The sequence below is a fragment of the Lujinxingia sediminis genome (assembly GCF_004005565.1).
GTDB classification, from domain to species: Bacteria; Myxococcota_A; Bradymonadia; order Bradymonadales; family Bradymonadaceae; genus Lujinxingia; species Lujinxingia sediminis.
In genome coordinates this window covers 53,466-71,057 of sequence record NZ_SADD01000017.1, presented here as the reverse complement: position 1 = coordinate 71,057, position 17,592 = coordinate 53,466, and the positions used below count along the sequence as shown (strand labels likewise).

The following is a 17,592-nucleotide window of genomic DNA, read 5'->3' as shown; positions in this document are numbered from 1 at the left end:
GGTCGGTTGAAGTGACCGGGGGTCGGTTGAAGTGACCGGGGGTCGGTTGAAGTGACCGGGGGTCGGTTGAAGTGACCGGGGGTCGGTTGAAGTGACCGGGGGTCGGTTGAAGTGACCGGGGGTCGGTCGGAGTGACCGAGGGTCGGTTGAGATCACTCCAAAACGCGTGGTGTGGCGAGTTTCTGGAAGACTGGAGTGATCGCTGGTGCTTTCACGCGGCACTGCCAAAGAAGTTCTGGAGGCCGCTCAAACCAATTTGAACGCCCATCGCGATGATGATCAGCCCCATAAAGCGCGTCGCGATGTCGCGATAGAAGCTCTGGGTATCGGCGTCGTCCGCAGTGGGAGAAGGCTGGTCGGCGTCGGAGGAGGTCTCCGGGGCGCGGCGGGCCGACACGAAGAGAACCACCCAGAGCACCAGGGCGGTGATTCCGACGGCGATGAGCGCTTCCCAGGGGATGTTTTGTTGGCTCTGTGCAGAGAGTGTGATGACGCCGGTGATCGGACCGGGGCCGCCGGCAAAGAGAATCAAGGGTCCGAGTGCGGCCTGATGCGCTGAGGGCTCGGCATGGGGGTTTGCCGCATCGGGGGCACCGGGAGAGGGGCCAGCAGGCTGCTGTCGCCCCATGAGCATCGCCGCGCCGATGCCGACAAGCACGGCACCTCCGGTCACCGAGAACGCGTCGACCGAGACGCCGAAGATCTCGAGGACTCGGGTTCCCATCAGCGCCGAGGTCCCCAGGATGATCAGCGTTGCCAGCGCGATCTGTGTGGCGTCTTTGCGCTGAATACTGCCGGGTTGACCGGACTCGATTGCGGCAAACATCGCCAGGCAGACCGCCGGGTTGACCAGAGAGAGCATGGTGATAATGGCCTGCAGTGTGCTTTCCAAGACAACCTCGCGACGCAATCGGTGAGATGAGCCAGGGCGTTGTGGACTCCTTTAAAGGTCGGGCGTTCTGGGGCGCTAACAAGTCATTGGGGCGGTTGTGCGGGGCGTGGTGAGCCGCTACGGTATGCCCCAATGGAGTGAGTTTGGCGCTGAGCAGATGTCCCGTGCGTGCACGGGTGAGCGAAGAGGATCGCGATGAAACGACAGAAGATGGGTGTGTGGGCTGCGGCAGTGGTGGTGATGAGCCTGGGGGCGGCGTGCTCCGGCGACAGTAACAACCGCCGTGCCTCAAACGACGCGGGAGAGGTCGACGCCGGTGTCGATGTGGGTGACGTCGGTCTGGTGGAAGATCCGCAGGAGGAGCCCGGCGATCTGGGAGAGCCCTGCAACCTGATCTGCAACCTCTCCACCTGCGTCGATGAGGATGAGGGGTGTGAGGGGGGCGTATGTGTCTCCCATCAGGAGCTTGGCGGCTCGTATTGCAGCCGACTCTGTGTGGAGAGCTGCGCTCCCGGTTACTCCTGCCAGCAGACCGAAGACGAGAGCGGCCCGGCCTGTGTGAGCAACTCGCCGGAGTGCGGCAATGGCACGGTGGAGTTCGGCGAAGTCTGTGACGGAGAGGAAGGCTGCGCGGAGGATTGTCTGAGCGTGGAGGAGCCCGTCGATGAGCCGGAGGTCTCCGGGGGGACGATGACGATGTCGCTCTATGGCAACGAGCCTCAGACGGTGAGCGGTGATGCGCCGGCGGTCCGGGCGGAGCTTTCGTTCGGGCGGCTTTTCTTCTCAAGCTCGCTCAATGCGATGACCTTCGGCATGGATCTTCCCGTTCCCGGGGCTTCCACGCCGCTGGAGCAGTACCTGGAGATCGGGCTGGTGGAGAATGTTGGCGGTGCGAACTGCGCGTATGATGCGGCGACGATGGCCACGATCAGCGCGTTTGATGCCGCTGAGCAGACGATCGCCGGAAGCGCCGAGTTTACGCTGAATTGCCAGAGCTCGATGTGCGGTAGTGAGTGTTCGCCGACGATCGACGTGGAGCTGGAGTTTGATCTGCGGTGGGTTGAGGTGGAGGAGTAAGGCTCGGGGGGGGCGCGGTGTGGGGAGTTGCGGCGCGCGTCTGGGGGGGCGCGCGTTGCGGTTGGGTGGTCAGGTGATCGGGTGGTTGTGGGACGCGGGGGGGCGCGATGTGGGGAGGTTCGTGGGGGGCTCTGTGGATCGTGTGAAAGGGGTTGGGAGGTGACCCAGGGTCGCGGAAAGTTCAGTGTTTATGCGGTCGGGAGGTGACCGGGGGTCAGGGGATGTCGCGTGTTTATGCGGGGAAGACGCTACTCTGAGGCATTGAGTTGCAGGAGGGCGTGGGTGGAGTTTTCGCAGAAGAGCTCGATGAGCGTGGTGTGCTCGACGACCACCTGGCGACATCCCCTGGCGGTGACGTCCCCAAAATCGCCTTCGCCGCTGGCGTGCAGAATGGAGAGGGTGCAGCTCTGGTGGCCGGCGGCCTCCCAGCAGACCTCGACGGTGTCGCCGATGCGGAGGTCGGTGTCGGGGGTGGCGCGTAGGGTGGCCGGGGCTTTGGTGAGCGGCGTTTTGTTCTCTGTGAGTTTCGACGCTTTGGCGGGTTCGGCTTTGGGAGTCGTCGCGGGTTGGTGTGGCGAGTTGGAGTCGGGATCCGTGGGCTCGCAGGCGACGAAGGTCAGGGCTGAGAGGAGGGCGACGCGAAACACGGGCATAGGGTTGCCGGGCTGTGGAAAACCTGTGGGAAGAGGGGGGCGTATCGCCCGACCCTCAAAACGCGTTGAAAGAGCATTGTGCACGGGGATGTACTTTCTGGACAATGGCGCGGTCGCAAGGATGTGAACCCGGAAAAAGTCGATGAGGCCGTAAGAGAGGACACCCTTTGAGCGATGTGTGGGGATTGACTGGGCCGGGGCCGGCCGCGACGACCAGCGGGTGGGGCTTCGCATCGTCGAGGCGGCGGCCGGGCAGCCCGCGCGCGAGGTGCGACCGCCGGGCACTCGGGCCAGAAACTGGAAGCGGGTGGAGGTTTTTGATTACCTGCGCGAGCTTCTGCGACCCGATGCACCGCGCACTCTGGTGGGTATCGACGCCTCGCTGGGCTACCCGGTGGGAGCGGCCTTGGAGGTCTTTGGCGTGGAGAGCTGGCGCGCGCTGGTGGCGCGGATCGCCGCGATACGCCGGGACGCGCCCACGCTCGACGGTTTTCTCGATCGGGTCAATCAGCCCTTTGCCGAAGAGGCGGGCGTGCCGCTGTATTCGCGTGATCGTGAGGGTCGGGCGTGGGATCGGCCTCACCACAGCCCTGGCGCGTTCTACAGCGCGCGGGGCGTGGCGTACTGGCGGATGGTGGAGCTCTTTTTGCCTCAGTCTTTGAGCGCGTTTTATATGGGGCCTGGGCCGATGGTGGCCGGCCACACCATCACGTGTCTGGCGATGCTCGATGCGCTCCTGACGTTGCGCGACGCCGGTGAACTTGATGTGAGCGTGTGGCCGCAGGAGGGGGGCTTGTCGGGCACGCATCACGTGATCGCGGAGTGCTATCCGTCGATGCTCCCGCGAGATACGACGATTCAGGATAAGGATCTGCGCGACGCGCAGGCCATTGCAGTCTGGCTTCTGGAGCAGTCGCAGCGTGGCACGCTCGACGGGTTTTTGAAGGAGGTGGAGCGTGCGCCGAAAAAGGTGGCGCAGGTGATCGCCGAGGAGGGGTGGGTGCTGGGTGTGCGCCTGCCGTGTAAAGCGCCGGCCTTGCTGAGGTGCTGGCCTGGGGCCGCCGAAGAAGACGAATCCCCCCCCTGAGTTAAATCATTAAATCACAGCCGCGCGTGCTTTTGCCGAGACCCACTCCGAGAGCACGACGGTGCCCAGAATGACCAGAAAAATCACGCTGACCCGGCTCCAGGCCAGGGTGTCGATGGCCCCCTGCAGCGCCATACCGATGCCGCCAGCGCCGACGAGCCCGAGCACGGTGGCCTCGCGGATGTTGATATCCCAGCGGTAGACCGAGATGCCGGCAAAGGCCGGGGCGATCTGCGGGATCACGCCAAAGGTGAGCACCTGCAGGCGGCTCGCACCGGTGGAGGCGACGGCCTCGACGGTGTGGGCGTCGATCTCTTCGATCGCCTCGTAGAGGAGTTTGCCGCAAAAACCCACCGAGCGCAGCGCGATGGCGATGATGCCGCTGAGCATGCCCGGGCCGAAGATCACCACCAGCATCAGCGCCCAGATGATCGAGTTCACCGAGCGCGAGGTCACCAGCAGGGCCAGGGCCACCGGGCGCACCAGGGCCCGGGAGGGCGTGGTGTTGTTGGCCGCCAGAAAGGCCAGCGGCGAGGCAATCATCACGCCCAGGATGGTGCCCAGGGTGGCGATGTGGATGGTGTCGATGACCGGACCCCACAACTCGGTGAGGTAGCTCAGCCGCGGCGGCCACATGCGCATGGCAAGGTCGGCACCCTGCAGCGGCGCCGAGCCCACAAACTCCCAGGTGGTCTGGTCGCTGATGATCGTGGCGCAGAAGACCACCAGCGCGGCCACGGCCAGCGTTACGCCAAAATGGCGAAGGGCGGCTTTGCGGTCGCGACGGCGCCAGATGCGGGTATCGCCTTGCTGCTCAACGGGCATCACAGAACCTTTCGACGGATGGCGCCGGCGATGTACTCGGCGATAAAGACGGTGGTGATAATGAGGATCAGGATGGCGGAGACGGCCTCAAACTCGTAGCGATCAAAGGCCGTCGTCAGCGTCGCACCGATGCCTCCGGCGCCCACGATGCCGATGACCGCCGATTCGCGGAAGTTGATGTCCAGGCGGTAGAGCGAGAGCCCGATAAAGCGCGGCATGATCTGGGGGAGCACCGCGTAGACCACCCGCTGCAGCCAGGAGGCACCCGCGGACTCCACCGCCTCGACGGCGTTCCACTGAATCGCCTCGATATCTTCGGCGATGAGTTTGCCTAAAAATCCGATGGTGGAGACCACCAGGGTGACCACACCGGCAAAAGGTCCAAAGCCGAACATCGCTACGAGCATGATCGCCAGGATGATCTCGTGGAAGGCGCGCGTGCCCGCCAGGATCGCACGGCAGATCAGGTAGACCGGGCGGCTGGCCAGGTTGCGCGCCGCGCCCAGTCCCAGCGGAATCGAGAGGGCGATGCCCGCGACCGTGGCCACCACCGTCATGGTGAGGCTCTCCAGGATGCCGGCGCGGATGTCGCTCCAACGTGTAAAAAAGTCCGGGGTGAGCGCGGCGGCAAAGAAGGTGCGCGCGCGACTCATGCCCTCAAAAAGGCGCACCACATCGATATCGACCGAGGAGAGCGCCCAGAGAAGGTAGAGCGTCGCGCCGATGTAGAGAGCCCAGCGGGTGCGCGCGTTGGCGATATGCGGGGGACGACGCCAGCGACGCGGTGCGCCGGCGGTCGGCGTCGTTGAGGAAGGGGCAGGGCTCACGCGGCGACCCCGTCGTCTTCGGCCTGAAGCTGCGCCTCATCACTTGCGGCGTCCCTGGTCCAGTCTTCGCCGCCGTAGATCTCCGGGAGCACCGCGTCGGTGAGTGTCTCAGGCTTGCCGTCGAAGACGACGTTTCCGGCCTGCAGCCCGACGATGCGGTCGGTGTAGGCGCGGGCCAGCGGCACATCGTGGATGTTGATAATGGCGGTGAGGTTATGCGCTTTGCACAGGTCGCCCAGGAGCTGCATGACCTGGCGCGCGGTACGCGGGTCGAGGCTTGCTGTGGGCTCGTCGACCAGCAAAAGCTCGGGCTGCTGCATCAGCGCGCGGGCGATGCCGACGCGCTGGCGCTGGCCGCCGGAGAGGGCGTCGGCGCGGCGGTCGTGAAGCCCTTTGAGACCCACGGTCTCCAGAAGCTCAAAGGCGCGGTCGACGTCGGCCTGCGGGAAGCGCCGCATCCAGCTCTGCCAGAAGCTCACGTAGCCCAGCCGACCGCTCAGGACGTTCTCCATCACCGTGAGTCGGTCCACCAGCGCGTAGTCCTGAAAGATCATCGCAATGCGTCGCCTCGCTCGCCGCAGCTCTCCGCGCGAGAGCGTGGTCAGCTCCTCCTCGCCGAGCTTCACCGAGCCCGAAGTGGGCTCGACCAGACGGTTGATGCACCGGATCAGCGTTGATTTGCCCGCGCCCGAGGGGCCGATCAGCGCGACAAGCTGCCCGGTGGGAACCTCCAGATCGACCGAGGGCAGCGCCACAAAGCCGTCGGGGTAGCGTTTGTGCAGACCTTTGAGGGTGAGCATCGCAAAAACCTCGCAGTGAGGAGCAGAAGTTGCCGCCAGATCGTCTGAGTGTCACTGGCAGGAGTAGCCGGGTTTAAAGACCTGGTCGATCTGACGAATCACCTCCCAGTGTTCTTTGTAGGAGATGGGGATGAAGCCGTCTTCGTCGGGGAACTCCCGGTCGAGCACCGAGCCCTCCCAGGGGAAGCTGAAGAAGGCCTCGCGGATGGCCTGCTCCAGGTCCGGGTGCAGGTTGTAGGCGACGCCAAAGCCGGTGGTCGGGAAGGTTTTGGAGCGGTAGAGCACGCGGATCTGGTCGCGGGGAACCTTGCCCTGATCGAAGAGGCGGTCGGTGACCACGTTGGCGACTGCGGCGGCGTCATAGTCGCGGTTGTAGACACCGAGCAGGGAGTTGTCGTGGCGTCCGGAGTAGGCGGCCTCAAAGTCGCGGCCGGCCTGCAAATCGAACTCCGAGCCCAAAAGCGCCGAGGGGGCCTTAAAGCCGGAATTGGAGGTCGGGGAGGTAAACGCCAGCGTGCGACCTTTAAGCGCATCGACGGTTGTGATGCCGCTGTCGACGTGCGTGATGAGCTCCATCTCGTAGCCAAAGGAGCCGTCTTCAGCGGCCATCATCGCCAGGGGTTTGAAGCCGGCGCAGTTCACAGCCAGGGGCAGGCTTCCGGTGTTGAAGCCGGCGATATGCAGGCGCCCGGCCCGCATCGCCTCGATCTGTGCGGCGTTGGATCCCACCGGGAAAAACTGCACCTCTTTGCCGGTCTGGACTTCGAGGTGTGCGAGAAATTCGTCCCAGACCTGTCGGTACTGCGCCGGGTCTTCGACCGGGGTGTAGGCGAAGATCAGCGTGTCCGGGTTGAGCCAGCGCAGGCCCTCCGGGTCGCGGTCGGCCACAAGATCGCCGTCGCGATCGCAGAAGCGAGGTCGGTCGAGCTGGCCCTCGACGCACTCGCCATCAACCCAGTCGCCGACCCGCTCGCAGCCGGCGGTGACGACAAGCGCAGCGAGCAGCATGGCCAGTGCCAGGGTGCGGTGAAGCGGGCGGCGAGTGCGGTGCGTCATGGGCTACGTCGTTGGGAAAGCGGTGAGGTTCTTGGGGGTGTTATAACGCAGCCGGGCCGGCTCGCCAATGTGGCTTCGCGAGCCCTCGGGCCGATGGGGCCGGATCGAGCCTGATGTGAGATTGCGCGCCCTGGCCCCGACGAAAAAGGGATGCCGGGGGGAGGGAATGATTTTAAATTTCCGTCGCGTTGAATCCCCGCCATGGCCGACGCCTGCGCGGTGGATGGCCGAGATGATGATGAACCCTGTGTTGAGACGGGAGGAAGACCCCATGCGAAAAGCACCATGGATGATCGCGATGCTGGCGGCCACCGGCGTGGCCTGTTTTCAACCGGAGACGAGCCCCGACCCCGAGGTCAGCGCGCCGACAGCGGAAGAGGTCAGGGTGGCGATGTCGCCCCATCCCGATGAGGCGGCAGGCCCGACTGGCCGGGACCTGCAGGTGAGCAGCGCCGAGATGGCCATGCGCCTGGAGCTTCCCGATGTGGTCGAGAAGGTGATGCCCTCGGTGGTAGGCATCAATACCGAGCGAAGCGTGCGGCAGATGGCCTCACCATTCGGGCGTTCTCCCTTTGGCGGCCATCCCTTCTTCGGGCCGCGGGGCGTGCCGCAGCAACCTCAGGAGCGCGTGCAGGAAGGGCTGGGAAGTGGCGTGATTGTTGACGCTGAGGGCATCGTGCTCACCAACAACCACGTCATTGAAGGAGCCGACACCATTCGTCTCACCCTCGACGATGGCCGGGAGTTCGAGGCCGAGGTGGTGGGCACCGACCCGCAGAGCGACATCGCGGTGCTGCGCTTTATGGAGGCTCCCGATGATTTAAAAGCCATTGCATTTGGCGACTCCGACGCGCTGCGCCTGGCCGAATCGGTGGTGGCCATCGGCAATCCCTTCGGTCTCTCCAGCACGGTGACGCTGGGCATTGTGTCGGCGAAAGGCCGGGGCAATATGGGGATTGTTGATTACGAGGACTTCATTCAGACCGACGCGGCGATCAACCCGGGCAACTCCGGCGGGGCGCTTGTTAATCTGCGCGGGGAGCTTGTGGGCATCAACACGGCGATTCTCTCCAAGAGTGGCGGCTACCAGGGGGTCGGCTTTGCGATTCCCTCGAAGATGGCCCGCGGCATCATGGAGAGTCTGGTGGAGACCGGGAAGGTCAGCCGGGGCTGGCTCGGGGTGATGATTCAGGAGCTGACCCCGCAGCTTGCCAGCGCCCTGGAGCTTCCGGAGAGCGCGCGCGGCGTGGTCGTCTCCGATGTGCAGCCCGAGAGCCCGGCGGCGCGCACCGGCCTGCAGCGCGGCGACCTGATTACAAGCATCGCCGGGCGCAGCGTCACGTCTCCCGGAGAGCTGAAGAACCGGGTGGGGATGGCCCAGCCGGGCACCGAGGTGGAGATCGCGTACCTGCGTGAGGGGCAGGCGATGAAAGGGCACCTGCAGCTGGGCGCACAGGAAGATGCGGCCGGTGTGGCCAGCGGCCCCGGGGGAACTCCCGGCTTTGCTCCCTCGCCAGTCGACGGTCTGAGCCTGCAGGCCCTCAATGATGAGCTGCGCGCGCAGCTGCGCGTGCCCCCGGCGCTGCGCCAGGGGGTGGCCGTGACCGATGTTGCGCCGGGGAGTGAAGCTGCGCGTCTGCGCCTTCGACCCGGGGATGTGATTCTGGAAGTCAACCGACGTCCGGTCTCCTCGCCGGCCGATGTCTCACAGCGCTGGCAGGCCTCGCGCGGGCAGGTGCTGGTGCTGCTTTACCGCCAGGGCGCTACGATCTTTATGACGCTGCCTGCGAACTAAACGTCGAGGACGGCTCGACGAAATCGATGGGTCGCCTGTCGAAATGCCAGAAGCCCACCGCGATGCGCGCGGTGGGCTTCTGGCATTTTGGCGAAGAAGATTCTGAGTGACCGAGGGTCAGGGCTGAGTGACCGAGGGTCAGTTCGATATGACCGAGGGTCAGGCAAGAGTGACCGAGGGTCTGTTCGATGTGACCGAGGGTCGGTTCGATGTGACCGAGGGTCGGTTCGATGTGACCGAGGGTCGATTCGATGTGACCGAGGGTCGGTTCGATGTGACCGAGGGTCGGTTCGATGTGACCGAGGGTCAGTTCGATATGACCGAGGGTCAGGCAAGAGTGACCGAGGGTCAGTTCGATATGACCGAGGGTCGGTTCGATGTGACCGAGGGTCGGTTCGATATGACCGAGGGTCAGTGTCGGTGATGCGCGCGCTCGTCGAGGGTGGCGTCCTGGCCCATCTCGGCTTCCAACTCGGCGAACTTATCGGCCAGCGGGTCGTTGAGGAGCCGGTCGAGCTCCCGCTCGGCGATCTCTTCGTCGGTGGGAGCGCGGGTGGGGACCGCGCGACGCGTGGGCTCCGGATGATGCGGTAGTCGCTCGGGCTGTCGGGTGGGCGGCGCAAGGCGCAGGCCCTCGGCGTCGCGGTAGTAGCCCATCAGGATGGTCATCACGTCGACGGCCCACCACAGGCCGAAGCCCCCGCCGGTGAGAAACATCAGCAGCCCGGTGAGCACTTTGCCGGTGTAAAAACGGTGTACACCCAACACGCCCAGAAAGACGGCCAGGGTAAAGGTGATGACGCGGCTGCGCTGGCTGAACTGCTCCGGGCGACGGCCGGGTATCTGGTCGGGAGAATGAACAGGGAGGTTTCGAGTCATGGGGGGCTCCATGGTGTGGCGAGGATGTGTCAAAAAGATAAGCGCGCATGCGGGCGACATCGGGGTTTGGATGTCTCAGGCAACGGGGGTCTTGGTGACCCCGGGTCATTTCAATCGACCCCCGGTCGTCTCGGTTGACCCTGAGACGTTCGGTTTGAGTAACACGCGGCGGCGCGAAGCTATTTAGAACGATGGGGAGAAGGCAAGGGGCAGTGCCTGCAAGAAGGGCGTCAGCTCCGTTCGCTGGCCCGGAACCTGGCCTGAATGAATCTTGCACGTCGGCTACAAAAAAAGCCCGCTACCCGATGGGGTAGCGAGCTTTTCTAAACGATGGGGACTGTCCCCGACCGAGGAGTATCGGAGCTTAAGGCTGTCGGACACCCTCGAAGGTGGCCTCCATCTCGGTGGGCGGACCGTCGTCGCGGCGCACTTCGCCCAGGAAGAGCCCTTCGTTGATGAGGTCGGTGACGCCGTCGGAGTCGGTGTCAAACATCAGTCCTTCGCCTTCGACGAAGAGGTTGATGGAGAACTCCAGGTTGGCAAGGTATTGATTGATGTAGGTGCCTAAGACCGGAGCGATGAGGGATGAGCAGAATGAACCTACATTGACCGAAACACCCCAAATGTTTACGGAGCCAATGTTATCACAGATCCAATAGGTGACAGCGCCGGAGATGCTATTGGCGTTGCCGTTAGTGAGACCTGGAATGATCGTTTCATTTAGAATCTGAAGAATGACCAGGCCATAGGGCACGGTCATCTCATGAGCGTCGATCTCAAGGCGATTGTAGTTGGTCAGACGTCCATCCCACTCCGACTGTAATGCGCCGATGCTGCTGCCGGAACCCAGCCCGAAGCGAATTTCACCGCAGTCAGCAGGGCTGGTGTCGGTACAGTTGCGGCGCCAGTAGAAGTTCATGGCTTGCCAGGCGTCCACCCCGCGCAGCTCGCCCTCGCCAACTTGTTTGTTGCTGATGGTCAGGACGCTCTCAACCTTCATCTGGCTGATGGTGTCGTTTAGGTCTTGCCCGATCGCGATGATATTTTGTGTAAATGACATACGTTCGAGCTGCTCGTTGATAAAATTTCGAAGGCGGCTTCTGGCTTCGCTACCAACAAGAAGAGCTGCTCCACAAGCTTCGATGCTTTGGGTTTCACAAACCCAATCCTGTGCCCATTCGACGGCCTCCTCCGCTAATGCATCGCCAGGGTCGCTCATGATTTCGATTGCACTCACCAGCGTCGACCCAATCGCACCGGTGCTGGAGATCGCCTCGCGGAAGTCCCAATAACTCTCGACGTCGTAGACGCCGGTGGGCATCAGGTCGAGGAGCGTGAGGTCGACCATCACGTCGGTGGTGGCGTCGGGCTCGGCGCTGACCTCGTCGGCGCAGCCAAAGGCCATGATCTGGTCGAAGGCGCCGCGTCCGTAGGCGACCACCGTGTAGCGATCGTTGGGGTTGAGGCCTTCGAAGAGGGCGGTGTCGGTGAGGTCGGCCAGGTCGGCTTCAAGCAGGTGGGCGGAGGCTGGCGGGGTGAAGGTGGGGATGGAGGAGCAGGGCTGCTGGACGGCGTCCCAGAGGCGTAGCTGCACAAAGCTCAGGGGGGCAACATCGCTGCGGTCGTAGGAGGCGCCGATGCGCAGCGCTCCGAGGGGGATGGTGCCTACGTTGATGGTGAAGTCGACCGGGTCGTCGGCCCAGCTGTGGGTGGCGCGCACGCGGATGGTGCCGAGCGCGTCGCCGACGAGCAGGCGGTTGGTGGCGATGCCCTGCGCATTGGTAAACGAGGAGTTGGACTGGAGGCGAGTCTGCGTGGACCCGGTCTCGGCGATGATCTCGAAGGTGATCGCCTCATCCGGCGTGACCTCGCCCTGATCACTGGCCAGCCGCACTTGAAGCTCCAGCGATTCGCCGATGTAGGTGCCCTGGTCGGTCTGGCTGACAGCGCTGAGCATGTAGCCGCGGGCATCGTTGTTGGTCGGCGGGTCGCGGTCGGGATTGGTATCCACGCGGGTGACGCCGTCGCCGGTATTATAATGCACGCTGCTTTCGCCGCAGGCCGCGGCGCCCAGAAGGAGCATCAGCGCTGCGAGAGAGGGCATCCAGGAAGAGGTGCGAATCATGAGGCTATCCATCCGTGAATCTGACGCGCCTGCGGTCAGAGAGATCTCGATTGAAGAGATCGAAAGTGTAGAGCAAGTCATATGCCACAATCAAAAAGTGACGAAAATCATGCGCAAGTACGCGAAGCCATAGCGAAATCTCTGGTGAATGACAAGTCGCGTCATCAATGAACATGGACCGCGACGGAGTCTGGACCTCTGGGGAGCACGTGGACGCATCCTGACCTATCAAAAAAGGGCGTGCCAGATTGGCACGCCCTTCGGACATTCATACCGGCGAGGCTGGCGCCTCGCCGGTATGCTACTGCGCCGCGACCTTACTCTGCGGGCGGCAACACCACGCTGTCGATGACGTGAATGATGGCGTTACTGGACAGAATGTTGACGGAAGTGACTGCAGCACCTTCGTAGGTGACGGTGGCACCGTCGACCACGACTTCGGCTTCGGCACCGTTGACCGTGGCTACGTTGCCGCTGACCAGGTCGAAGGAGCTGACGTAGCCAGGCACGACATGGAAAGTCAGAATGTCGGCGAGCTCTGCGGTGGAGTAGTCGTCGAGGTTAATGCCGTCGAAGGCCGGGTCAGCCGGGGCAAACACGGTGAAGGGACCGCCGGTCGCGACGGTCTCGCCGAGCTCAGCGGCGGCGACCGCAGCCAGAAGGCCGGTGAAGTTTCCAGACTGGGTGGCTGTCTCAGCGGCGTTTAACTCCGGCGGGAAGACCACTTCGTCGATCACGTGGATCACGCCGTTGGTGGCGATGACGTCCGTCGCGCTGATAGGGGCGGTGGCGTAGGTCAGCCCGTCGGCATCTTCGATGAGGGCCGGGGCACCGTTCAAGGTGGCCACTGCGCCGGCGCTGACATTTGCGGCGAGCACTTCGCCGTCGATCACGTGGTAGGTGAGCACGGCGGCCAGGTCGACCGGGTCCATCGCCTGAATCGCCTCGGAGTCGAGGTCAGCCGCCTCAAACGCCGCGTTGGTCGGCGCAAAGACAGTGAAGGGGCCTTCGGCAGCGAGATCATCATCCAGGCCGGCGCGAACCACTGCTTCCACAAGGAGGGAAAAGTCTTCGTTGGCCTGAGCGGTTTCAACGATGTTGAGATCGTTGTTGTCACCCGTGTCATCTTCGACGTCGGTGTCTTCGCCGGCGTCATCTTCGCCGCCGGTATCTTCTTCGACGTCGGCGTCATCACCGGCGTCGTTTTCTACACCCACATCATCGATGGTGTCGGGATCGTCGTCATCATCGCCACAAGCGATGATGAACGCGCCGAGCACGAAGAGCACCAGAAGTTTCAGAGTCTTGTTCATAATCCATCTCCTTTAACCGCGTTAAGTTCAAGGTTGCGTTCGCTGCTCTCGGGGTGACCACCTTTTGAACAGGCATGCCGGGTGCATCAGGCATCATTCGGCGCAGTCACCGTGTCCGATAGCTCGCAGGGAACCTTAGGAGCGAGACGGAAGGTGGCAAGGACGTGTGCGGATTTTTTTGAACAGGTTTTGAAATTCCGCTGAACAGGTCTAGCGCAGCGATTCAAGAAGTTCGCTTAAGCCTTTGTCCGGCGGGATATAGCAACCGCCCAGACAGGGAGGGGTTTCGTCGACGTTCTGAAGATCATCTTTGTAGAGTGACCAGCCCTGGCGGTAGTTGCCCAGGTCTTGACCGGCGAGCTCGCGAAATGCGTCGAACTCTTGCTGCCGCATGCGGGCGTGATGGCCGGGGTGCCACTCGAAGTGAAAGATGTCGTCGTAGCGCGCCCCCCAGATGATCCCGAGTCCTTCGGCCAACTCACCGATGCGCTCCCACTGGTTGCGGTCGGCCTCGTAGTGGCGGTTGGCCTCGCTCATGGTGGCGCGGTGGGTGAGGTTGAGGTCGAAGGCCATGCCGACGTGATGCCAGCTGGCCAGACGCCGCCCGCCGGGAGGACTCCAGCTGCGGTGGCCGGAGATGAACACCACCTCAATGCCCTCATGCTGAAGGAGCGCGTATAAGAGGCGAGCGCGAAGGGCGATCTCGGGGTGGATGGTCTGAAGGTGGTTTCCGCCGCGGATCTCGCCGTAGTCGGGCAGGGTGATGGGCGGAAGCGAGGGGTTGGGGGGAAGCCGCGGTTCGGCGTCGGCATCCGAGAGGGCTGTGGCGGGTCCGGCGAGCTCCGGACTCTCGAAGTCGACCTGGCAGGCGGGGGAGGGGTCGACGCCCATGATGTGGGCGGGGCCCTGGTAGCCGCGCTCGCGCTGGTCGCGAATGAACGCTGCAACCCGGCAAGCATCCACGCCAACCTCTACCATGTGCAGCTCTCCGCCGATGACGCGCAGCTTGCTCAAGCCCTCGAGAGTGGCAAGGCCGGGGAGCCCTACCAGCATCACGTCAGCGCCGACCGCCTCCAGGTTGCGAAGTCCCTCGAGGTGGTTGAGCAAAAAACTCTGCCGGACGATGAGACTGCCCTCGACTCGCTCGATGCTCCCGAGGTCGGGGAGCGCCGACTCCCGGATGTTCTCGATGATCAGGTCGCCGGTGATCCGTGTGCACCCCCCAAGTTCGCTGAGCGGGGCGGGCGGGCATACGCCGGGGCCGGAGCGTGCGCTGTTGGCGCTGCTCGAAGCTCCGGTGGATTGTTCGGCACCCAGGGTCGAGGGGGAAAGCTGGGCGCTCGCGCATCCGGCGAAGGTGAGGAGGGCGGAGGCGGTGAGCGAAGCGACCAGGAGCAGGTGCTCGGCGCGATGTCGTGTAGGGCGGGGAGATACGAGGTTATCAAAAAACATCAGCCAACTCCGGGGTTGGGGGACGCATGAGCATAGCACGGAGCGGCGGTCGCTTCATGGGTTGCGAGTAACCGAGGGTCAGAGGAGGCGACCGAGGGTCGGTCGGAGTGACCGAGGGTCAGAGGAGGCGACCGAGGGTCAGAGGAGGCGACCGAGGGTCAGAGGAGGCGACCGAGGGTTGGTCGGAGTGACCGAGGGTCGGTCGGAGTGACCGAGGGTCGGAGTGACCGAGGGTCGGTCGGAGTGACCGAGGGTCAGAGGAGGCGACCGAGGGGCGGTCGGAGTGACCGAGGGGCGGTCGGAGTGACCGAGGGTCACATTAAGCCCTCTTTTTATGCGGTTTATTGTGGATCCGGTAAAGCGCATGGGTTGTGCGCGAACACGTGTTTGCGGCACTTTTTTGCACATCTCCGGCAACATGTCGCGCCAGCGTTCGATAACGATCGGGAGAGGTACCACATCCCCTCCTTATCGGAGCGTCTTATGACCCGTCCTCGTCGCCATCTTCCCGGTCAGGTTGCTGCGTTGACCCGTCGTACGCACGGTCGTTGCTTTTCTCTGCGGCCCGATGCGCCCATGAACGCCATCGCGGCCTACGAGTTCGCTCGCTCGGCGGAGCGAAGTGAGGTTGAGATGTATGCCGGGGTCGTCATGTCCAACCACGTGCACCTGGTGGTTCACGATAGGCGGGCAAGGCGAAGCGACTTTATGCGCGACGCGATGAGCGGCATTTCGAGCGCTCGCAATAAAGGGCTGGGTCCGGGCGACGGGTTGTGGGACCGCCGTCAGTACGGCGATACGGTGCTGCTTGACCGGGAGGCGTTGGAGAATCACATCCTCTACGTGCTGCTTAATCCGGTGAAGGCCGGGCTTGTGGCGCGCGCCAAAGACTGGCCGGGGTTTAAGATCATGCCCGGGGACTGGGAGAAGACGATCAAAGTGCCGCGTCCAGAGAGCCACTACGGCGACGATCAGCCTGAAACCATTGAGTTTACGCCCCGGCGTCCGCCGGGCTACGACGATATGACACTTGACGAGGTCGTGGCGTATTTTGAGAAGTTGTTGAAAAAGGGCGAGAAGAAGATTCATCGCGAGATGAAGGCGCAAAAGCGTACGTTTTTGGGGGTTGCTGGAGTGCTGGCGACCGATCCTTCGAGCAGCCCCGATACACCGGATCGCCGTGGCGAGGCTGCGCCTAGATTTGCGGCCTGCGAGCCGACGCTACTGGAAGAGGCCCAGGTGCGGGAGAAGGCGTTTCGCGATGCCTATGCCCGGGCGCGTAAGCGCTGGCTTGAGGGGAAAAAGCGCTGCGTCTTTCCCTGTGGCACATTATGGTTGCGGCGAAACGCGCCGATCACGTGTCGGGAGCATGACCCCAGTGAGGCGGGGTTGGTAGCGAATTTTCAGGTCTTTGAGGCTCGCGGTGCGCCCGGGCGAAATGTCGCTTAAAGGTGGCATCGGACGCCGGTTTGAGGGGCGTGTATCGTCGCAAAAGTCCGGCGAAGCGTGATGAAACCGCCAGGACGTAGACAACCCGGGGAGAGTTGTGCTTGTTGCGCGTTGAGGACGCGTTGGGGCGTCGCTCTGTCTGGCGTTGGGTGGCGGGCAGTGGTCCGAGGGCTAAAAACGCCAGAAATCAACGCAAAACTAGCGTGCGGACATGCGAACTGGTCGCTGCTAATCTTGGAGAAGCGGCTCAAGGTTCGAAAGCAACGTGCGGGCGTGTACGTGGCGAGGATATCTGCGCGCGAGGGCTGGCTTTGTGTCGCGTCGACGTTGATGTCAAGGTGCGATCGAGTGCATGAATAAAGGCTGTCGAGCGACTCTCGGTCAGTCTAGCGTCAGTTCGATGACTCTCGGTCACGTGAAGACGACTCTCGGTCACGTGAAGATGACTCTCGGTCACGTGAAGATGACTCTCGGTCTTCTCGTCCTCTGGGGCTTCTTCACCACCTCACCCCGCGCTCCGACCGACCTTTGCCGCCGTTCGTGTGGCCTCCCGTTCGATCAGCCGCGCCAATAGCTCCGGTTTCTCGCTCAAGGGCAGGTGTCCGGCCCCCTCCACCACATCGAGCTGGGCACAGGGGAAGAGCTCCTGCCAGATCGGAATCCCGCGGATCAGCGCCCCGAAGGTGCGCTCGCCATGCACGAGGCTTAAGGGGGTGGTGACCGAGGTGAAGCGGCGTGCGTTGCCCATTCGATCGAGCTCGCGCAGGTACGAAAGTGTGGTGCGGGTCGGTGTTTGGGCGACGGTGGTCATGTCCGGCTGCTCGTCGCTCTGCGCAGCGAGCGAGCGGTTGGTGAGCCATCGCCCCAGAGGGTTGGCAAAGGTCGAGGTGTAGGCCAGGCGACCGAATCCGGGGATGAGAAAGAGCTTCAGATACCAGGGGTTAAACGCAAAGGGCTCGACCATCACGAGGTGGTCAAGCGCGCCGGCGTGGCGGCGCAGAAGCTCAATGCCAAAGAGAGCGCCACTGCAACTTCCTACGGCGATGAAGGGGCCGGGGTGGCGGCCTCGAAGATCGCGCAGCCATCCGGCCACCGGCTCCACGATGGCATCGAGCGTGAAGTCGGCCGGGGCTTGCGAGTGGCCGTAGCCGGGCCAGTCGCAGGCGGCGAAGGCGCGGGTGGGGGGGAGGTGCTCGCGCAGCGGATCGAAGGTGTGGTGGCTTCCGCCCCAGCCGTGCAGGCCGATGATAAGCGGGCCTTCACGCAGTTCTTCTACGACGTGCAGCGATGGCGAGAGGGTGAGGGCGGTGGACATGGAGGGCTCCCGGAAGACGGCGTGTGGGCGGCTGGCAAGATGAGCAC

At 63.6% G+C, this 17,592-nt stretch carries 16 protein-coding genes; 5 read left to right on the top strand and 11 right to left on the bottom strand.

Annotated features, from left to right (window positions below):
* Nucleotides 1-211 precede the first annotated feature (211 nt).
* Complete coding sequence (locus EA187_RS18700) at nt 212-892, bottom strand: MarC family protein (RefSeq protein ID WP_127781256.1); 681 nt, start codon at nt 890-892, stop codon at nt 212-214.
* Nucleotides 893-1,087: 195 nt separating this feature from the next.
* Between EA187_RS18700 and EA187_RS18695 the strand changes: the two genes are divergently transcribed.
* Nucleotides 1,088-1,969, top strand: a complete 882-nt coding sequence (locus EA187_RS18695) for a hypothetical protein (RefSeq protein WP_127781255.1) — start codon at nt 1,088-1,090, stop codon at nt 1,967-1,969.
* Nucleotides 1,970-2,217: 248 nt separating this feature from the next.
* Here the strand turns inward: EA187_RS18695 and EA187_RS18690 are convergent, their stop codons facing one another.
* On the bottom strand, nt 2,218-2,622 hold the full coding sequence (locus EA187_RS18690) for a hypothetical protein (protein WP_127781254.1): 405 nt from the start codon (nt 2,620-2,622) through the stop codon (nt 2,218-2,220).
* A 178-nt stretch (nt 2,623-2,800) separates the two neighbouring features.
* On the opposite strand from EA187_RS18690, the gene EA187_RS18685 reads away from it, so the two are divergent.
* Complete coding sequence (locus EA187_RS18685; protein WP_127781253.1) at nt 2,801-3,709, top strand: hypothetical protein; 909 nt, start codon at nt 2,801-2,803, stop codon at nt 3,707-3,709.
* 9 nt (nt 3,710-3,718) lie between these two features.
* Here EA187_RS18685 and phnE (EA187_RS18680) read toward each other — a convergent pair whose 3' ends face one another.
* Genes phnE (EA187_RS18680) through phnD form a run of 4 tightly spaced genes read right to left on the bottom strand, consistent with a single transcriptional unit; the run spans nt 3,719 to nt 7,217 of the window.
* Complete coding sequence (phnE, locus tag EA187_RS18680; protein WP_115608128.1) at nt 3,719-4,534, bottom strand: phosphonate ABC transporter, permease protein PhnE; 816 nt, start codon at nt 4,532-4,534, stop codon at nt 3,719-3,721.
* Complete coding sequence (gene phnE, locus EA187_RS18675) at nt 4,534-5,361, bottom strand: phosphonate ABC transporter, permease protein PhnE (protein WP_127781252.1); 828 nt, start codon at nt 5,359-5,361, stop codon at nt 4,534-4,536. The genes phnE (EA187_RS18680) and phnE (EA187_RS18675) overlap by 1 nt, the downstream gene beginning before the upstream one ends.
* On the bottom strand, nt 5,358-6,161 hold the full coding sequence (gene phnC / locus EA187_RS18670; RefSeq protein WP_115608125.1) for a phosphonate ABC transporter ATP-binding protein: 804 nt from the start codon (nt 6,159-6,161) through the stop codon (nt 5,358-5,360). Before phnC ends, phnE (EA187_RS18675) begins: the two co-directional genes overlap by 4 nt.
* A 51-nt stretch (nt 6,162-6,212) precedes the next feature.
* The gene (phnD, locus tag EA187_RS18665; protein WP_127781251.1) at nt 6,213-7,217 is read right to left on the bottom strand and encodes a phosphate/phosphite/phosphonate ABC transporter substrate-binding protein; all 1,005 of its coding nucleotides are present in this window, start codon (nt 7,215-7,217) and stop codon (nt 6,213-6,215) included.
* 271 nt (nt 7,218-7,488) lie between these two features.
* Between phnD and EA187_RS18660 the strand changes: the two genes are divergently transcribed.
* Together EA187_RS18660 and EA187_RS18655 are read left to right on the top strand one after the other, a co-directional pair.
* Nucleotides 7,489-9,012 (top strand): DegQ family serine endoprotease, encoded by a 1,524-nt coding sequence (locus EA187_RS18660; RefSeq protein WP_164856402.1) that lies wholly within the window; start codon nt 7,489-7,491, stop codon nt 9,010-9,012.
* Between the two features lie 148 nt (nt 9,013-9,160).
* Entirely contained in the window at nt 9,161-9,436 is a 276-nt protein-coding gene (locus EA187_RS18655; RefSeq protein ID WP_127781249.1) for a TolC family protein, read from the top strand.
* On the opposite strand, the gene EA187_RS18650 is transcribed toward EA187_RS18655, so the two are convergent.
* The 4 genes from EA187_RS18650 to EA187_RS18635 all read right to left on the bottom strand — a co-directional run bounded on the left by EA187_RS18650 (nt 9,424) and on the right by EA187_RS18635 (nt 14,781).
* Entirely contained in the window at nt 9,424-9,891 is a 468-nt protein-coding gene (locus EA187_RS18650) for a TM2 domain-containing protein (protein ID WP_115608121.1), read from the bottom strand. The genes EA187_RS18655 and EA187_RS18650 overlap by 13 nt on opposite strands.
* Before the next feature lie 364 nt (nt 9,892-10,255).
* Entirely contained in the window at nt 10,256-12,016 is a 1,761-nt protein-coding gene (locus EA187_RS18645; RefSeq protein WP_127781248.1) for a hypothetical protein, read from the bottom strand.
* 317 nt (nt 12,017-12,333) lie between these two features.
* Nucleotides 12,334-13,329 (bottom strand): fasciclin domain-containing protein, encoded by a 996-nt coding sequence (locus tag EA187_RS18640; protein WP_127781247.1) that lies wholly within the window; start codon nt 13,327-13,329, stop codon nt 12,334-12,336.
* A 210-nt stretch (nt 13,330-13,539) separates the two neighbouring features.
* Nucleotides 13,540-14,781 (bottom strand): M15 family metallopeptidase, encoded by a 1,242-nt coding sequence (locus tag EA187_RS18635; RefSeq protein WP_127781246.1) that lies wholly within the window; start codon nt 14,779-14,781, stop codon nt 13,540-13,542.
* A 483-nt stretch (nt 14,782-15,264) separates the two neighbouring features.
* Here EA187_RS18635 and EA187_RS18630 point away from each other — a divergent pair, with 483 nt between their 5' ends.
* Nucleotides 15,265-16,230 carry a hypothetical protein gene (locus tag EA187_RS18630; RefSeq protein WP_127781245.1) on the top strand — a complete coding sequence of 322 codons (966 nt, stop codon included), beginning with the start codon at nt 15,265-15,267 and terminating at the stop codon, nt 16,228-16,230.
* 505 nt (nt 16,231-16,735) lie between these two features.
* Here EA187_RS18630 and EA187_RS18625 read toward each other — a convergent pair.
* A complete protein-coding gene (locus EA187_RS18625; RefSeq protein WP_115608113.1) occupies nt 16,736-17,545 on the bottom strand; it encodes an alpha/beta fold hydrolase in 810 nt (269 codons plus the stop codon).
* Nucleotides 17,546-17,592: the final 47 nt, after the last annotated feature.